10 protein-coding genes are annotated in these 18,213 nt (G+C 40.9%); 3 read left to right on the top strand and 7 right to left on the bottom strand.

The genetic code is table 11. From position 1 onward, the window contains the following. The first annotated feature begins 13 nt into the window (after nt 1–13). Nucleotides 14–2,575 (top strand): hypothetical protein, encoded by a 2,562-nt coding sequence (locus tag CDC33_RS39775; RefSeq protein WP_219930006.1) that lies wholly within the window; start codon nt 14–16, stop codon nt 2,573–2,575. Next, a complete protein-coding gene (locus CDC33_RS39770; protein WP_219930005.1) occupies nt 2,512–4,017 on the top strand; it encodes a hypothetical protein in 1,506 nt (501 codons plus the stop codon). The genes CDC33_RS39775 and CDC33_RS39770 overlap by 64 nt, the downstream gene beginning before the upstream one ends. Before the next feature lie 433 nt (nt 4,018–4,450). On the opposite strand, the gene CDC33_RS40275 is transcribed toward CDC33_RS39770, so the two are convergent. The 7 genes from CDC33_RS40275 to CDC33_RS09095 all read right to left on the bottom strand — a co-directional run bounded on the left by CDC33_RS40275 (nt 4,451) and on the right by CDC33_RS09095 (nt 16,956). Continuing rightward, nucleotides 4,451–10,234, bottom strand: coding sequence for a DEAD/DEAH box helicase (locus CDC33_RS40275; protein WP_244919182.1), 5,784 nt, complete (start codon nt 10,232–10,234; stop codon nt 4,451–4,453). Then, nucleotides 10,227–11,561, bottom strand: a complete 1,335-nt coding sequence (locus tag CDC33_RS09120) for a hypothetical protein (protein WP_109008215.1) — start codon at nt 11,559–11,561, stop codon at nt 10,227–10,229. Before CDC33_RS09120 ends, CDC33_RS40275 begins: the two co-directional genes overlap by 8 nt. Nucleotides 11,562–11,579: 18 nt before the next feature. Continuing rightward, a complete protein-coding gene (locus CDC33_RS09115) occupies nt 11,580–13,280 on the bottom strand; it encodes a hypothetical protein (RefSeq protein ID WP_109008214.1) in 1,701 nt (566 codons plus the stop codon). A gap of 827 nt (nt 13,281–14,107) precedes the next feature. Next, the gene (locus CDC33_RS38495) at nt 14,108–14,263 is read right to left on the bottom strand and encodes a hypothetical protein (protein ID WP_181373944.1); all 156 of its coding nucleotides are present in this window, start codon (nt 14,261–14,263) and stop codon (nt 14,108–14,110) included. A 635-nt stretch (nt 14,264–14,898) separates the two neighbouring features. Beyond that, entirely contained in the window at nt 14,899–15,513 is a 615-nt protein-coding gene (locus CDC33_RS09105; protein ID WP_109008213.1) for an anti-sigma factor family protein, read from the bottom strand. A 157-nt stretch (nt 15,514–15,670) separates the two neighbouring features. After that, a complete protein-coding gene (sigG, locus tag CDC33_RS09100; RefSeq protein ID WP_109008212.1) occupies nt 15,671–16,327 on the bottom strand; it encodes a sigma-70 family RNA polymerase sigma factor in 657 nt (218 codons plus the stop codon). Nucleotides 16,328–16,806: 479 nt separating this feature from the next. Beyond that, a complete protein-coding gene (locus tag CDC33_RS09095; protein WP_181373943.1) occupies nt 16,807–16,956 on the bottom strand; it encodes a QAALIT motif small membrane protein in 150 nt (49 codons plus the stop codon). A 278-nt stretch (nt 16,957–17,234) separates the two neighbouring features. Between CDC33_RS09095 and CDC33_RS09085 the strand changes: the two genes are divergently transcribed. After that, nucleotides 17,235–18,212, top strand: coding sequence for a L,D-transpeptidase (locus CDC33_RS09085; RefSeq protein WP_109012505.1), 978 nt, complete (start codon nt 17,235–17,237; stop codon nt 18,210–18,212). Nucleotide 18,213 lies beyond the last annotated feature (1 nt).

The following is an 18,213-nucleotide window of genomic DNA, read 5'->3' as shown; positions in this document are numbered from 1 at the left end:
TAAACGACTATTTATGAAGAAATTATTAGAGCAACTAGAATTAATTCAAGCAATTGTTGATACCGTTAGTCCATTTCAGATTGAAAGCGAACTTGAAAGTGTAGCCCATAATTATGAATTATATGCTACCAGCTACGACCCTCTGGAACAAGTTAAAATACTTCGAGACCGTTTAATTGATGAAATTGGTAAGGGAAAGCCTGTCAATGGCTACCTAAGTGCTGACTATGGCTATGGTAAAACAGCAACCCTAATTTATTTGTGGTCTGAATGCAAGCAGAATAAAATTGTAGCTGTGCCACCGTTCAAATTTAAAGAATTGGGCAACTTAATGGTTGCTACTTATGGCTGGATTAAGGCAAGTTTAGAAAAATCTTCTCCTGCTCTTATTCCTGAAATTGAGGCACTGTATTACAAGTACGGACTCAAGACTCAAGCATTGCAAGCCGCAGAAATAGCCCGTAAGTACAAAGTATCTGAAGATAAAGCGCTCAAAATTGTTCAAGAATTAAAAACTGACACCACAAATACTGATAGTGTTTTGAATTTTTGGCAGGAAAGCGTTTCTATCCTGCGCGAAGCAGGTTTTAAGGGTTTAGCAATATTTGCTGACGAATGTCAAGAATTCCTACGCACTGAAGAAGGATCTAGCGTTCGTATCCAGATTTTGAGCGATTTAGTCAAAGGAATGCGGGCTTTAGGTTCTACACCTGTCGCACTCATTCTGGGAATGCCTACCACACCCACTGAATCAGCGATTGAAGAACAGGCTGGTGATATTATCCACAGGATGCAGGAGCAGAAAGTATCGCTACGATTAACTGACGCTTATAAATCTGATTTTCCGGGTAAGCTTTGGGACTTTTTGTGTGAGAAGTTTTTGCCAGAGGATAAGTTTCAGGGAACCCCGTTAGTAGATTTAGCAACGCTTGAAAGTTTAGGACAGTTGTGCGAGCGCAAAGATTTAGGAAACGGCCCTCGCACCGTCATCGAAGTCTTTAAACGCATAGTTACTTTTGCTCAAGAAAAAGGGAAACCGTATACTCCTCTGAATTTGATTGAGGATTATCTTGAGGGACGAGTGCAGCTATACGGTACGCAGCAGCACAAAATTAGTGATGCTATTAACAAAGTTGAGTCACTAATTTCCTTTCAAAAACATCGGCAAGGACGAGAAGTAATTAAGCTTCTTGCTTGTTTTCCATCGGGTGTAAACGCAAGTATAGCTGAGAAATTCGGGCTGTTAAAGAGTTTAAAAAAGCTGGCGGAAGACGACAATTTTTATGGTTCGTACATTGTACAACCAACCGAACGTAGCTTTGCCTTAGTTGCTCTTCTTCAAACAGCTCCTCCTACAGTCATTGATAAAATTCTTGGGTTATTTCGTCGCAGCTGGTTTGGAGAGTGGAATGATGCTCATAAAGAAAAGATAGCAACAACGATTTTCTGCCGGGAAATTCTACCCTTACTTTTCCCAGTTTCTCGCTCTGGTCAGAAAGCCAATTGGAATTGGCGCTATAAAAGTGAATGGCAAGAGGATAGATTTGGATTTTATAATTTTTTGACCGGATCTCCTGAGAGATACAATTTAGAGTTTCCCAACCGTTCTGTCGTCATTAGTGTTGGTGGTGAAGACTCTGACTTGATGAGATTTACTCCGCCGCAAGAAACTCACTTAGACTGGCGATTTTACCTGAGCTATGACCAGAATACAGTTAATGTTCCACAAAGATTAACTGCGATCGCGGGGACAGGTCAAGTAGATTTCCACCTTCAGCTTGATCGAAGCTTTGAAAAGGAATATCCCGCAGCTTTCGGCTTACTCCGTAAAATCATGGTTGCCGAACAGTGTTCAGCTTGTACACTGCTTAATTTATCTGATTATATTCAAAACTGGCTTTCAAGCCATCCTGAAGTCAGCAAAGCAGATAGAGATAGATTAGAACACCACCGTCAGGAATGCCACGCTTTAGCTCTACGCCTCCTGTTCCCATCAATTGCATCAGAAACCTGGAAAATTCTTGGTCTAGAAGCAGTGAATGGTGCGGAAACAAAACTGATAGAATCTGTGTTTTATCAAAAGTGTAAAACTCTATTTCCTAAGTATCAATCTTTCTACACCAATCTGCGTCCAGCACTTCTCAAGTATAAGGTAGCGCTTGAGAATATTCCGTTGTTTGTTCGCCGAGGTCGTCAGTTGTATCAAGCCTCAAAGGAAGACTTTGAAAAGTTATTTGAAACTGCCGGTTCTGGTCTGCCTAGCCTTTTGGGAATTTTGAAACAGCACGGTTTGATTAGTGAATGCAAAATTGCTGGGAAGAAAACAGAAAATTCTCAAGTTCAATTTGCTGCTCATCCTCTGGAATCCTTTATTCAAGACAAACTGAAATCAAAAGAGGCAGTTGAGGCTGTGCAGGGTCAGGAAATTATCCAAGAACTAAACTGTTTAGAGATATGGAAAGAGGTCAAAAAACTTGGCTATCTTCAAGAAGAGTTTGAGGAAGCACTGGAATGCTTGCAACTCCGTCGCTATGTACAATGGGAGCGACAAGAGGAATCATTCGTACTTCTGTAGCAGAACTAGACCCTAATGACCTAAAGGGTCAGTTAAATGAACTTCGCGCTCAGGTTTATTTGTTACTAGAAATTTTTGATGAGAAGCTTTTACAGGAGGTTATTAGCGAATTCAAGGAAGTAGAAAAAACTCTTTTTTCAGTAGCAAGTTCACCAAAAGATTTTAAGAAAACTGAAGATATACAACTAACTTTATTGCAAGAGGTTGATGACGTAAAGGCTGCACATAATCTCACACACTACAATGATGATGTGGTTCTTGATGGAGTTCACAGAACAATACAAAACCTAAATGATCGGCTTGAAGTATTTTGCCACGAAAAACGCTATACTCTGCAAAAAGAACTAGGTGAAATTACACGGAAATTAAAAAAATTCACGCTCAGATTGAAAGCTTCTAAAGTTAGTGAGCCAATTCTTAGCACGAGTAGCTTAGAAGATTGTCTCAATGACTACCGAAAGACTTTAGAAAAACAATTTTTGCAGCTTGATAAAGATTGCTATAATCTAGCCAGTTCCGTTGTATTAGATGAAGCAGACATTCTGAAATTGCATCATCAACTCAATCGCTGTAAGCAGTTTTTGCAAACTAACGAAAGCACTCGAAAAAAACTACAAGATTTAGTAGCTGGTCTCGAACAGTGGCGAATTATTTTGACAGGCGCTGAGAATTTACGAAACAGTTTGAATAACGATTCAGAACATCTATTACAGTATGACGATGAGTTTGTTGACCGAGTGGTAGAGCATTTTAGCCGTCATGGGGTGGAAAGTTTTATAGAATACGATCTGCTACAAAAACCCTTGGTTGAAATTGAAGAACAGATTAAGGGGGAACGGCGATTGCGTCGAAAGGCTTTCGAGCAACTACTAAATCAATATCAAGCTTTATTAAGTCAAATTATTCCAGCAGATAACTATTTGAAAAATCGATGCAAATATGATGATGAAGACTGTGAAGGTTCTTATGAAGTCCTAAGAGAAATTGTTTTAGAAAAGCTTGTTCAGGAGTGTGGTAATCAGATTTCAAATTGGGAGCAAATAGAAAAAGATTTGTGCTTTATTGCTCAAAACTGCGAACATGATGTAACTGAACTTTTGAATCAAGTTAGCAACTTCAAAACACAGTTACTATCGAAAAGGGACTTATTGCTATCTGCAATCGCTGACTTGAAAAACCTTGAATCCCAGATTAACGAAATTAAATTTATTTTTGAGAAATGTGTGGGGTTTCGTGAGGAATTAAGAAAAATTATGAGTCAAAAGCATGAAAATCTTTTAGAAGAAGAGAAAAAACTTTTAAGTATTATTACCACGGTTGAAAGTGGTTTTACAATTAGCCAAATTTTTCAAACTTTCCAAGATACTCAGGATGTATGGAAAATTTTAAAAAATTTGTATGAAAAAGGGCGCTTAGAGATTATTCTGCGCCAACGAGATTAATGTTTATTCTGAAAGCGTTGGGAACTCTGAATAGCAGTATTTGAACTAGATTAACACTCCTACTAACTGATAAATGATAAAATAGAATAAACTTTTTGCTTATAAGCTTATAAGGTAGTATGTCCAAGATAATTCCAATTTTTAATTTTCCCAAGGAATATCCATCAGGATACTGGAGCCTATGACACTATTCTAAAAATCCCTACTTCTTTTCGTAAAATGTGCTTTAAAAGCTTAATTGTTCGTTTTTAGTTCTCAACAAGCTTAAGCTTTTTAGCACAAATATTATTAGTGGGATAGGTTCTGGTAAATGTTCTTGTAGCTAATGACAGTCAAACGTTAAAGACTGATTTGTATTGGCTAAAAGATAAGCCAGGCTTAACTTTTGTTCAATATCTTAAACTTATGAAAAATTAACGAGAGTGATCGCACTTTACACGTAATCCCCTGGTCGCCGAAGAGCCATAAATGGATTGGCAGGCAAAACTTCATAATTGGGATGCTGGGTTAGCGCTGCTGTTCTAGCTGCAATCCACTCAGGATGGTCATCCTGCCATAAAGGATGGTGCAAAATTCTGATTATTCGACGGTCTCGACTTTGGTGAACAAATCCAACTAGCGTTCCAAAATGAGTTGGTGAACCATAATTTAAACGTTGAAACGAAGCGGGAATAGGTGATTGAGTTCCTTGAATTAACCTCAGCCAAGGATTTGGATTACCACCCCAAGGAGTATGCAAATCAATAATTGCTGAAGCATTAGATACTAACCGCGCCATATCTAAAGCCAATCGCCAATCTAAAATTCCGTGATAGGGCAGATTTCGGTAGTCCCGCAAGCATAAGTTACATGATGTATCACAATTTGCCTCATGCCCTGAAGCTAACCATGTCCAAGCAATGCTATTTGGAATAGCAGGGTCAATTTGAGCTAAAAGATTTTGGAACTGCTGTGGTTGTGCCAAAAAGCGACAGTATCCCGCACCATTTTCTAGTTGGTCGCACAAAAATGCTTGACCAATTACCCTTCCTGATTGATCCTGTACAGAGCGAAAACCAGCTTGTAACTCCTGTGGGTCTATATCCAAAAGCGCACCAGCAGCTATCCGTAACCAAAAAGCAAAGGAATACCAAGCTGCACGCCCTTCTACTGTTGTTGGCGGTGCAAAAACACCATTTTGCCATTGGCTGAGATTTACTAGTAAAATGTCTGTCTTACGTTTAGACAATAGTGCTATGCGATAACAAGCACCTGATGTCCTTACAAAGTCATTATTTGTAGCGATCGCATAAGCTCCTGGTTTATGAAAATAAGTACCTGCTTGCTGTCGCTCATTAATCCTAACCGTTTCGTAAAAATCAAATCCACCTTCACCGCCATTATCATTGACAGAAATAATGTTCTCATTGAAATCAGATATAGCAGCGTTGGTATTCACAACGACTGAGGGCAAAGGAACATTAGCACCTATACTCAAAGAAGGTCTAGTTGAGCGTGGTTGCCACTCAAACTGCCCATCAAAATCTTGTGGATTCAAATCTGTAAAGAATCCTTTGGGTTCTCGTGCATCTATGTAACGTAGTTCATTGGCACCACATACCGGACATTGAGTTTTTTGTGGTTCTATACCACCGGGAGGAGGCTGGTTTAATCCTGTATGGGGAAATACCACTGCTTGACAATTTCCACATAGCCCTACAGATTCATTCCCCTCAGGTAGTGCTGGAAATAAGCCTGCGGCAGAACTCACCCTGTGACCTTGAGGGTATAATTCAACTACACCACAAGCATTGTGAACAGCTTTATCTTTAACGGTTTGCGATTTCGGAGCAAATTGGCCAAGTGCAATATCTAAATCCCGATCTACTGTCCCCGTTTCTGGTGGCCAAGGTTCGGGAGAAACAGGCCAGTTTGTGTAAAGTAGCCGGACTCGCGTAGGAAAACCAAACATAGGTAATAAACCGGCATTTGCCAACCGCTCACTCAGGTTATTTTGGGTGTATGAGGGGTCATTAACAACATTGTTAATTAGTGGGATGAGGTTATTGCGTAAATAAGCCAGCATTTGGGCATTACCAGCATTGGGTAAATTCGTCTCAACTCTTAAAGCATCCAAAACTTGCAAAATTATTGGTTCATTTACTGTATCATTTACCCAACTTCTGATCTCAGGTTCGTAATGAGGCCAATCGTTACGAGTACCAAATTCACCATGTACGCTATCAGCCCCATCGGTGGTTAATGGAACGCCACTTGCTTGCAAGCTTAATCTTGCAACAGGGAATGCTTGTCTCAGCACTTCCTTAACTAGAACTCGCTGAAAAATTTCCTGACTTTCCATATCGACATAAGGCGGTGGTGGCGGGTCGCCTGTCATACTTTCTAGACGTTGGAAGTAGAAATCATCATGGCTTCTTCCTCGACAAAAAGTAACAGCAAGAGAAACACCCGCAGATCGTCTTCCGGCTCGTCCGACCCTTTGTTGGTAATTAAAGCGACGGGGAGGCATATTTGCCATCATTACTGCTAAGAGCGAACCAATATCAACCCCTGCTTCCATTGTGGTTGTAACACTTAACAGGTCAATTCCTTGAACACGAGGTATTTCCTGATTAATAAAAATATCCTGAAACCAACGTTGACGTACAGTACGATTGCCCCTGTCAGTTTGTCCCGTCAATTCCGCCGCATTCATGCGGAAAGGCTGACCTGCTTCTTCTGAAAGGTAAGTATAGTAATCGAAGTCCGTAGTTGTTGTGCTGAGACTGAGTGGTTGCAGAGGTGCGTTAGAACAGCGATCACTATTACAAACTGGACAAATTCCAGCCGCTTGATGCAGATAGAAGGCATTACAGCGATCACACCGATATCCAGGACGAGAAAGATTTTGATTTCTAGGAGGTGGGGGAACCAAATAGAGTTGATTTGGTTCTAGCCTGATGCCATTGTTGCTAACCACAGATCCTGATTGTAATAATTGCTGCCGTATATCTTCTGGTATTAAACCAACTCGATTAACGTACCTTTCAGCAAAACCTGGTAAGTTAGCATTATTGCTGTTAGGTACAAAGGCACTATAGGTATGTAATTTTCTAATACCCAACTCACGGATTACCGCATCCACTACTTCTATAACATTTGGAGAAGGATTGCCTTGAGGTTTGTAACTTACCCAACCTTGCCCAAGCCCCTCTAAAGTTCGTGCAATATGTGGAAAAAGAGCGTACATTAGTTCTTCTGTTAGTTTATCCTCAATCAAACTGATATGGTCTGTTTGCTCTTGTGTAGGGTAAACAATTCTTGTAACTGAATTACCAGTCCAGTCATAGCACTCGAACCAGGGTCGATTTGGATTTCTGGTTGGGTACATTAGGATATTGAAACTTGAACCACCCGGACAAATACCATATTCCAGAAGGGTATCTTTCACTTTTTGCCGTAATTCCAATAAGCGAACACGATCTGGATAACGTTGAAGCAATGCCAGCCATTCATGTAAAGCTTGTGGGTTACTTGAAGATAAACCCATTACCCAAGATAAGGCTTGAGTTACTAAAGTCGGATTAGCATTTTGAAATTTGTCACGTCGAATTATATCCTCTGGCTGCGAGTGCTGAGTTACAGCACCATGAAGAGTGGGATTCAAAGCCTGCAATTGATTTAAAATCGTTGGATTTACAGCACAAGTAATCCGCAAAAACGATTCAAGGTCTTGCCAATAGTCATTAAAAGATTGAATTAATAACGAGCGAGCCATATCACGATAATGATCTCGCTCCATCCCCGCAGCTAACTTAGCTGCATCTTGGCGACTATCTGAAAAAATAACTAACTTTCGAGAGGAGCGACTTTGTTGCGTTAGGTTTGCAGGTGCTGGCATTTCTCGAAGCAAACCACTCGCAAGTACCTGGCAAGCTTTCTGAAAGCCAGTGCGATGGGAGCGAAGAGGAGTAGGAAATTTTTCTCTCCTTCCATAGTCAGCATCGCAACGGGGACACTTCGTTGGTAATGCTCGTTGTTCTGGACGATCACCCGCAACTTGGTACACCCACCCTGGTATTTCATCAGGTTGAGGTGGGCTGCTATTTCTTGTTAATACACCTGTAGCTCGGTTGAGTTTGGCACGAACCCACCTGCGTTTTATCTTGTCAACAGTCCACTCTATGCTCTGAGGGTGGGTGTCCCAAGGTTGTGTATCCCAAGGTAAGGGCCAAAATACCCGATAGTTACCGTAGCATTGATTCTGTGTAACTTTGTCTGGAATTCCTTCTAAATCGGGCTGGTCTGGCGTAATAATTTCTACGTTAGTAGTATTACTTCGAGTTGCCCTGTAGCCCCCCACAAGCACTTCTCCGCAGACTTCACACACAATCAAATCTAAAACGCGATAACCACAGGAACAACTCAGGCTATGGGTAGCGTGAATCGCTCCAATAGAAGGGCGATTTTGATTATTTTGTCTAAGAGTTATATCAACTGCTGGATCGCTACAATCAGGGTTACAGCAAGCCCAAAGGTTTTGCAAATTGTGGAAGAATAAATGCCCTCGCACTGGTTGGGGCGATCGCCCATTAGCCCCTTGAGACATAGCTAGTGCTAAAAGTAATCCTCGCATTGCTTGAGATACAAAGCTTAAGCGTTGTCGGATCAAAAAATCATTTAGAAGGTTAATTGCTAAAGTCTGATTCCACATCAGGAGCAACATTAGCAATACTAACCTTGCATAATGTACATTAGGGAAAAGTTTACAGTCTAAATCTGTTGGGTTATTTAAATCTCTAACTTTTGCCGCTCGAACTGTAGGATTATTTGTAGGCTGAACTTGACGATCAACTTCTCGACACGCATCCCGCATCGCATCTGAAGCATCTACTCTGACTAAAGCTTCTGCTAGATGCCTTTGTGCTGAAATTCCTGGTGTAGCTGGAGCTGGTTGCCCTAGTTGTGTTGCCAACTGAGACATTGCGTTTAGCACAGCATTTGATGTGGCATCAGGCTGTGCCATAGGGTTTAACGGGTTTGGTTGAACATCCCGTGTAAACTGAGCAAAAGCATTTGCGTGGGAAGAAAGCGAAAATCTCGCTCCTTGATTTGGAGATGTCTGCGTTCCCGTAATAAATGCAAAGTTATCCCGTCCAAAAAATTCCCGCAAAAACTGTCTTCCTTGAGCCGAGTTATCTAAACTCGCAGTAGTAGTTAAAATTCGTAGTTTAGGTGAGTCTGGTGTTAAATCAAGACGGGAAAACAATAATCTCAAAATATAAGCAACTTCCGTACCAGGTGTTCCCCTGTAGGCATGGAGTTCGTCAATAATGAGGAAAAATTGCCGTTCAGGATGATTTGCTTCAGCCAACCAATCACGAGTGGCATCAAATATATTGTCTTCAATGCTCCGCATCATCATAATGTTGAGCATTGAGTAGTTCGTAATTAAAATATCTGGTGGTGCCTCCTGCATATCCCAACGCGACCACATTTCACCACCATCAATCCGAGGAAAATAATTAATTAGGTCGGGATCGTTTATCAGCTGTATTTGTTGCCATTCTTGTTCTCGCTCCTGCAATTCCCGCCGTAATCTTCTCACGCTATTTGGGTTTTCTTCTCCAGAAACTTCAGTTTGTCCTGTATAGCGACCAAAAGTAATTCGGTTGCCACCCCTACCACCTGGTGATTGATTTAACCAGTAGTGTACTGAAGGAGCTTCAAGAGCTTTTCTTAATCGGCGTAATTGGTCTTCAACTAAAGCGTTGAGACTTGTGTCCCACCAACGATGATTATTTGGTGGTTGAGGATTAGTTGCCCAAGTTTGGGATTCCCTGGCTAACTGTGCTAAAAGTGGCAGCAGAAAACACTCAGTTTTACCAGAACCAGTACCAGTAGTGACGACTATATCTCGCTGATTAACTACAACTTCTCGCAAACTTTCCCACTGGTGTTGGTAAAGCTGGACTCCCGGATCGAAAATCATTTGCCCTAGTTGTGCCAAATTGCGGTATTCGAGGGGTAACTGATTGGCGGCGGCCGACAAATTCAGCCCTGATGTGGGGTAAATGGGAACTGGCTCAACTAAAGGAGGCTGGCTCAAGATGCCTGGTTGCTGTAGGAGGCGATCGCGTTCTTCGGCTAAAGCACGGTAACGTAGCGGAAAAGCACTTTTAATATATAGCTGATAAATACGGTCAAGCCTTTGATACGCACCAACTACGTCATACATGAGTAGATTCCCCGCCACAATTGATGTGCAGTTTATAACATATTTGTAGCATTACGTCTCGTTCTACATTTTCATATAACAACCATGAATTAAAATATTTAGGTAGTATTCCAGATGCCAGCACCAGAGCGCGTTCGTAAATTTCTGGCAATCTTTGGGATACAGGTATTGCTAAACGTTTTGTTTCAACTTCGTAACGTGCAATACATTGTTGACCTATGTGTTGTAATGCCAAAAATCTCAGCCCGTACCAGTCTCCTTGGAACCAGCAACCATTTTCGTAAAAAAGTGTATGTAAGGGGCGATCGCTTATTTTTGTGTTGTACATCCGGTACATACCAGTCTCTCTGGGTAAAGCGCAACTGACAAAATCGTTTCCATCAAAAAGCTCCCACTCGTAGAGACTTGGTACAATTCCCTGTAAATTTCTAAGGCTTTGCTTCCAAGTTATCAGTTCAGGCAAGATGTTAGCTAACAGCTTCGATACTTCACCTGCGTTAATGATAGAAAACTCTTTGCTTAATTCTTCAATTAAATTAGATATAATACTTGGGTTATCAGCTTGAATGCGAACACAAGGAGGAGCTTCTCCTCTTGGTTGGTTTATCAATTCTAATGTTGTTTGATGTGTGAGTTTTTCAAGTAAATTTATGCTTCGTGAACCGCACAATATAAATTCTTGTAAGTTTGAATCTGATAGAATTTTAACAATAGCAATACGAGCGATAGACCATCGATAACCATCTGGAGAAAACTCTATATATCCTAACAATCTTAACCTTCGTAAAATCCTTCTGGGTTCTTCAATCTTTAGGGCAGCACAAGCTTCTTTGAAAGATTCCCAAGTTCCACTACCAAGAGCGGATAGCCAGTAAAGAAGTTGCTCGTATCGACGCGACATATCAATATCAATTAATGAATTATTGATTGATACTGACTCTATTAAGTCAAATGGATTATCACAGGTTAATTGCTGTACAGGCTGATAAGGAATATTGTTAGTATATTCGTAAACATCATGAGCAACCCCAACCATAGGTTTTATTTGTTCATAAGTCAAGCTGGGGCTGCCTTTAATAGCAGATGTAAAAAAAGATAGTTGAAGTAGAGTTGATTGAACTTCGGTTGGTATTTCACCTTCTTGCAAACTTTCAACCGCTAAAAAAAAGTAAAACTGTTTGCGTGATTTTGCTCCTTTTTCCACTCGCAAAAGTGGAACGAACTTCCCAAGATTGTGGCGTTGGACTTGCTCAGAAATTTGCTTGACAAGTTCTTGTGGATTTCCTCTATAAGAAAAACCTTTATACCAGCGTTGGATTTGTGGCATTATGCACCTAGTTTGCTTTTACTCTTTTTCTGAAACTGTCTGAATGACACTGCCACATATATAATTCCCAAAACTAATAGGCGTTATTTCACAACGTTGTGGTTTTTCTATACCAAGCCAACTCCAATCAACGATTTTGACTAAACGTTCAGTGGACTCTCCTGCACAAGTTGCTTTTACAACATAGTCTCCTGAACTTGGGAAATTTACCGAAATTGGTGTATTTGTACTTTGCGATCGCTCAATTATTGATAAATTATCCAATAATCGAGTTATTTGTAACTTCACAGTGGGATAAAAACCAAAGATGGTAACTTGAGGACTATGACCCTCCAACCATGCGCTCTGCTGCGGAACACGTAACCCCCCTGAAAAGCTAATAGATAAACGGACACTGGGCTGTAAAGCATCCTTAAGTTCTTGATTGCTAATAAATACTCCATTCCAAGCTAGGGAAATAACCATGCACTGGTGAAGCTCTACCCAGTTTGAATCATTAAATACAGGCTGAGGTTTACCACTCCACTCTATTAGCCGCTCATCTCGCAAGCGATTGATATCTTGAAGTAGTTCTTTTTTACATAGCAAAATAAATTTAGTGCCGAGTGATGGTTGACCCCAAGTAGCATAAGCTCCTGTATCTGTATCATCTGGATCAGGAACTAATATCCAAAAATTACGAGAAGGTAAAACTAGAGAATCAAGGTCACATTGCAGAGTAATTGGGTATTTAGCACCGCGTTCCAGTTCACTTAAACTTAGAGGAAATTCTAAAGGTAAATACCACCCAGGGCGCTCATCTATTAACCGTTGTTCTCTCTCACGATACTGGATTTTTATAGTGTTTAACTCCCATCCCCGCACTTTTTTTGGATAATGATAGTAATTAACATCACCAAAAAACGGGTCTTCTGTGCGATATAAACCAGCAAATATGTTACGGCTCCAATTACGTACTTCTGCTCTTACTACTGCTGGCCGTCCTTCTGCTTGCCACTGCTGGTAAACTTCGTGAATAGATTCGGCTACTGCTTCATAGCGTTCCCTGTTATCAGTTAGCAATTGTTTGAGATGTGTAGAGAGTCGCTGCGCTTCTCGTCTCACACCAGCAAACAGAGTCATGGCATCCCACTGCGCTGTCCATTGTTTCTCATTAAACAGTTGTACAAGTCGGTTTTTATCTGTACGACGAAGTAGAGATTGAGAAATTGAATAATTAATATAGATTCTTCCTCCGCAACCTCGATGTGCTGAAGGCATGAATCCATTTATCATTAACCAAAGATTCCAGTCTTCCCATAAGGGTTCTTCTCCTTGTTTACCAAACTTCATACCTGGCGGACGACCATTTTCTGATGTTGGCAAACCTAATACTGCTTTTAGACGCTTAAAATAGTTCTCTTCTGAGATTTCCTCTTCATCTACCATTTCATTGGCTGCCAGAACCATTGCACCTAAAAAAGCAACTCCTTCCGGTAAGCCGTCTAAATTACGTCCCTGCAATTTAGCCAAATTAACTCGTCCTTGTGTGACAACTTCTTCTCTTACGGCTCTACGGAAGTCATCACTCCAATTACTATCTTCAATTTTTTGGTTAAATTTCTGACCAATTTGCTCTAAGATTTCACTGTCAACACTTAAATAAACTCTTTTACCCCGTGGCAAGCCAGTGGTAAAATAAAATATAAGCGATTGATTCCACTCTCTGTAATTTGCCATTGCAATTTTAAGTACTTTGATCTTATTGTGTGTATTTATGCTTTTATAGACGAGCTATTAGATACACTCATGGTTTGGTCAGTACAATCTTTCATACTTTCACAACCATAATAAATTATACAATCATTGTACTTAAAAAGTGAGGTGTGGTTGTCGTTTTTATACCAAACTTTATTATTTACGGTAAGAGAATCTCATAGACCAACAAGTTTTCCACAAGCGTACCAGTCCTCCATTTACACTTGGGAATACATGGAACTGAAATGAGCTTGTAATATGCGTTTCAAGCAATTTTGTTCTGGGTAGACTTCAGAGTGATCGCTTCTGTTCATGATCGAAAGTCCTAACAAAGACGGCTGAAACCCTCATTCTCTCATCACCTTGCAACTACAAAAATTACTAGACAATAAGGGACGAAGTAAGGCACTGCGCCAAACACAACTAGAAATGTTGGAGTAGGTGAAAAGTATCAACATTCTTACTTGGACAGCAATCATAAAATGAATCAGTTTTTAGAGTTAAGTGATTGCTCCATGCTATCGGCTACAGGTAAAGTGAAATAAAGTGCGATCGCATCTCTCAAAACTCAAGCTGTTGATTCAGCTTTGTACTTGGAATGCGTAGGCGCAGCCCGCCGTAGGCATCGCCACTAAACTTTGGAGCAAATATTCCCAAATCCTTACAGGAAAGTCGTTTGCAAAGTTGTACAACTTTTTTATTTGTTTTTGAATGCTAGCATGATGAAATTGTACAACTTTATTTTTTCAAAACTTATCAGTAGCTAACGATATAATAGTGCTTGTAGCAGCGCTAATTGTACAACTTTTTTAGTTGTTTACAACTGTGTAAAGATTGGGCAGATTGACAGGGGAAGGCATTTGGCGGTGCGATCGCTCAATGCTACTGGCTATAGGTAAAATAAAATAGAGTGTGATCGCATTCTCAGTGCAAAGCTGAATTAACAGCTTGAGTTTGCGAGACATGCGATCGCCATTGAATCTTGTAGTAAATAATTCTAATCTTTTACAAAACTAGCTTTTGAGCAATTGTACAACTTTTTTATTTATCAATATGACGATTTTTAGAAAATTGTACAACTTTATTTTTGTAAGTCGCGTGAATGCCAACCCTAATATAGGGGTTATAAACTGCAAAATTGTACAACTTTTTTATTTGTTAATTTTAGTAATTTTAGATAAAGTGTATAACTTTATTTTTGGAGATCAGTATTAATGTTAACGGTAATATAATGGTTCTAGCACTTAAAATTGTATAACTTTTTTATACTTTTACAGCTTTGCCAATGGGCTACCAGCAATAGCGCTAGGAGATAGCCAAGTTCACGGATATTTACTCTCTTTTTCCAACCCAAGGATTTTAAGTGAACTAGATGTGCTGGAAGATTAGCAGCCGAATAAACAACCACCAGAAAACCTCTATAATCGACAAATTATCGAGGTTTATGAGCCACAGTAGCTCTCTCTGGGTTGGGCTTGGGTTTATTTAATGGCTTTAGATCGAGTTGACCAATTAGGAGGCATCCTCCAACCTGACGGCTGGTGGAGTAGCTGTGGTTTAACCGCATACAGTTACGATCTGTAAACTGTTAATTTTGCGATTAGTTTATGTCTTGCTTGGAGTCGTGGTGTTGCGGCTGTAGCGGATAAATTGGATTTTCTGGAGAAGCTACTGCTGCTTTAGGAATTTCAATTACCGGGTTATTTAGCCCCACCATCAACGGGGAAGGTGGAATTATAGACGCTGAAGATGTTTGTATCGGTTCTGTTTGTGGTCGTTGTGCCAGTCGCGGCACTCTCGAACCAATAGGTACTAAGCCAGATACTGCACCGATTATACAAGCAGCAATAGCTGCACCTCCCGCCATCCAGTTTAAGCGGGAACGGCGGCGCAAACGTGTCAATACTTGCCCAACTGTTACTTCTGGTGACTGTTGGGCTGTGGGCACTGGGAGAGTCCGCAAGCCTTGGCGCAGTTTTAACAGTCGGGCATACAAGCATTGAACTGAGGCATCATTTGCCAGCCATTCTTCTACTTGTTTGCGTTCGGTGGCTGTAACTTCACCATCGAGATAAGCACTCAATAACTCGAAGCGATCGCGCTTCACTATATCCATAAGACCCGTTGATTCATTGGTATGCTTGGCCATTCCATCTGACAAATCTTGAGGAAGTTGCAAAGGAGAACGGTCGTAAAACTGAGAATCAGTAGTCATCTTAACATTATTACCAATTCATACACGGGTAAACTGGGCGGGAGATTCGGAGAAATTAGCCAATTTTCCTCCTCAGGGCAGAAGCGATCTACGTCTTTGGTGTAATTCTTAATCAATCCTTAAATTCTGCCATTGGGCAGAGCCAAGATACTGTAAATTAGGAGTCTAGATAATTCTGCAAGTGAGTTTGCAGTCTCGATCTAGCTCTGGCAATTCTTGACTTGACAGTTCCTAAAGAAACTCCAGTGATTTCGGCAATTTCTTCATAAGCCATGCCTTCGATTTCTCTCAGGACAATGGTAGTACGAAACACCTCTGGTAAATCCGCGATCGCTTCTCGCAGTTGTTCGTAAAATTCTCTAGTTGTCAGTTCTTCTTCAGGGCCGGGAGTATCACCAGCGATTTCCCAATCCATCTCGCCGTCCTCTAACGAACGCGGAGCATCCAGTGACAAAGGACTCATAACCCGCTTGCGTTTCCGCAACTCGTCGTAAAACAAGTTGGTGGCAATGCGGCTTAACCAGCCCCGAAATTTGGCAGGCTCTTGTAATCGGTTAATATTCCGATACACTCGAATCCAAACTTCTTGAGCTAAATCGGCTCTGTCAGCCCAATCTGGAGCCAGGTGATATAGGACTCTATCAACTTGACTTTGATAGCGGCGTAATAGTTCTGCAAACGCAACACGATCTGGTCGCAGTCCCGCTTGAGTGCGCAAAATTAAATCGTGGTTAGGGAGTTTGTCAACTTGCACTGATGCTTCTGGATACTTTGCATCAACCGTTGACCAGGATACAGAGATCGACTGACTCATAGATCGTACTGGCTCTAAATCATCCCTATCTATTAGACCTGCTAATGGGACAGAAGTTCCATGCTAAGGTGACGGATTTATGACTGGAACACTGAGGCAGACAATTTTGGATACATTTATAGCAATAAAGAGGGTCACTTTTTCCTTATACTGCTGGCATAGTTAGCCAAGACCCAATACGCTTGGGTTAAGCAAATTTATCTGTTAAGGCAGGCAGAGGGAGCAGGGGAGGCTAGCGTTGCAGGGGAAGAGAAAAAGCTTAACTGAACTGTATTAACCCAATATCTATTAAGTAATAAAAGCGCGGCAATATGCACATTTTGGTACTTTTCGCAACTGGGTATATACGCTTGATAAAAATAATTAAATCTGGTTATAAGAATGAAGATAAAACTTTTGTAATTCTAACTTCTTAATACCTTTAAAGCTCAGGTATTAATTTCTGGAAGTTGGGTTGCTGTGGTGACTATAATGGGAATTTATTTTTTTAATTTTGTTACCAGAATAGCTGCTGATTGTTCTGGTTGTGAACCGTAGGTAGCACCATAATGTTGCTCTGGTACGCGAACTTGAAAAAGGAAATTGAGGGAAAATGTAATTGTGACCGCTAAGAATAGTTTTTCAAACATGATTTTTCTCCCACCGACACCACTAAGAATTGATTACTACATTTCAAAAGTTGCATCAGAAAGTCTAAGTATTGGCTTACAACCCCCAGAACTTTGGAGGAATGAGGTTGGTCACTTAGAGTTTTGCTGCTGGAACAATTTGCATAGTCTTAGTTTGCCCAGAGGTGTTGGCAGATTTATAACAGAAATGATAAGTATTGATAAATTTTTGATGATCGGATGATGAACTCATCGAATTCTCGGCTGGATATGTCAGGGATAAATAATAGGCGATGGCAATGGTAAGAAATGAATCTGTAGGGCGAGTGGTAATGTTGCTCTGTTTTGGCACAGCATTTTTATCTTTAGCTGTCCATTGGCGCATTACTACGGCAGAACGGCAGTCTGATAAGTCTGCATCTACTGCGATGCGGCGAGATTCTACCCTAACCAATCCTAAGGGAAGCCGCCCAGAAGGAGTCTACAAGAATCTTTCCCAAGTTAGTTTAGGGGAAATTGCACTGGGTGCATCTGTGCCAATTGATGAAGCTACCCAAGGTACAACTGCCCAGAGGGTATTTACACCAAAGTCTTCTGCTGTTAAGCCTCAAACTAAGGTGAAAGTAATTAAAAAAAAGAATGTAGCCAAAGCAACTAAGTCGAAAATAATTAAGAAGAATTTAGCCAAAGCAACTAATGTAGGCGCAATTGTCCCCCAAACTCAGCCCCAAATCATTAAAAAAGATGTAGCGAAAGAAACCGAACTACCAGCTAAGACGCGGCTGGTGGCACAAACAGAAAGACAAAATTCAGTTACAGATAGTTGGCCAAAAAGTATATGGTCTCAGGCTTCAGCCCAACAAGTACCATCTAACAAGTTGGCAGATGCTAAGACGCAAGTAGTAGTTGATTTAAGCGATCGCCGGACTTATGTATACGCAGGAGATGAGGTGATAGCCAGTTACCCAATCGCTGTAGGTAAGAAAGGTTGGGAAACGCCCACGGGTTCTTTCCAGGTGATTCACATGCGACACTATCCAATTTGGCGTCACCCGATTACAGGCAAAGTATTTGAGGCTGGTACGGATAGTCCCTTGGGAGATAGATGGATTGGTTTTTGGTCAGATGGACGGAATGAAATTGGCTTTCATGGCACGCCGGAAATTGACCTGATAGGAACGGCTGTATCCCACGGCTGCTTAAGAATGCGTAATTCTGATGTTCGATTGTTATATGAGCAAGTTAGTTTAGGAACAAAAGTGTTAGTACGTGATTAAT

The sequence above is a fragment of the Nostoc commune NIES-4072 genome, assembly GCF_003113895.1.
GTDB classification, from domain to species: Bacteria; Cyanobacteriota; Cyanobacteriia; order Cyanobacteriales; family Nostocaceae; genus Nostoc; species Nostoc commune.
Note: the sequence above shows the minus strand (reverse complement) of the source record. Positions and strands in the feature narration are given on the sequence as shown.

Bases quoted from the DNA above. Each gene is read 5' to 3' on its own strand.
- CDC33_RS09105 (WP_109008213.1), bottom strand. From the start codon at position 15,513: ATGACTACTGATTCTCAGTTTTACGACCGTTCTCCTTTGCAACTTCCT.
- CDC33_RS40275 (WP_244919182.1), bottom strand. From the start codon at position 10,234: ATGTATGACGTAGTTGGTGCGTATCAAAGGCTTGACCGTATTTATCAG.
- CDC33_RS09095 (WP_181373943.1), bottom strand. From the start codon at position 16,956: ATGTTTGAAAAACTATTCTTAGCGGTCACAATTACATTTTCCCTCAAT.
- CDC33_RS09115 (WP_109008214.1), bottom strand. From the start codon at position 13,280: ATGGCAAATTACAGAGAGTGGAATCAATCGCTTATATTTTATTTTACC.
- CDC33_RS38495 (WP_181373944.1), bottom strand. From the start codon at position 14,263: ATGTCTCGCAAACTCAAGCTGTTAATTCAGCTTTGCACTGAGAATGCG.
- CDC33_RS09120 (WP_109008215.1), bottom strand. From the start codon at position 11,561: ATGCCACAAATCCAACGCTGGTATAAAGGTTTTTCTTATAGAGGAAAT.
- sigG (WP_109008212.1), bottom strand. From the start codon at position 16,327: ATGAGTCAGTCGATCTCTGTATCCTGGTCAACGGTTGATGCAAAGTAT.
- CDC33_RS39770 (WP_219930005.1), top strand. From the start codon at position 2,512: ATGCTTGCAACTCCGTCGCTATGTACAATGGGAGCGACAAGAGGAATC.
- CDC33_RS09085 (WP_109012505.1), top strand. From the start codon at position 17,235: ATGGTAAGAAATGAATCTGTAGGGCGAGTGGTAATGTTGCTCTGTTTT.
- CDC33_RS39775 (WP_219930006.1), top strand. From the start codon at position 14: ATGAAGAAATTATTAGAGCAACTAGAATTAATTCAAGCAATTGTTGAT.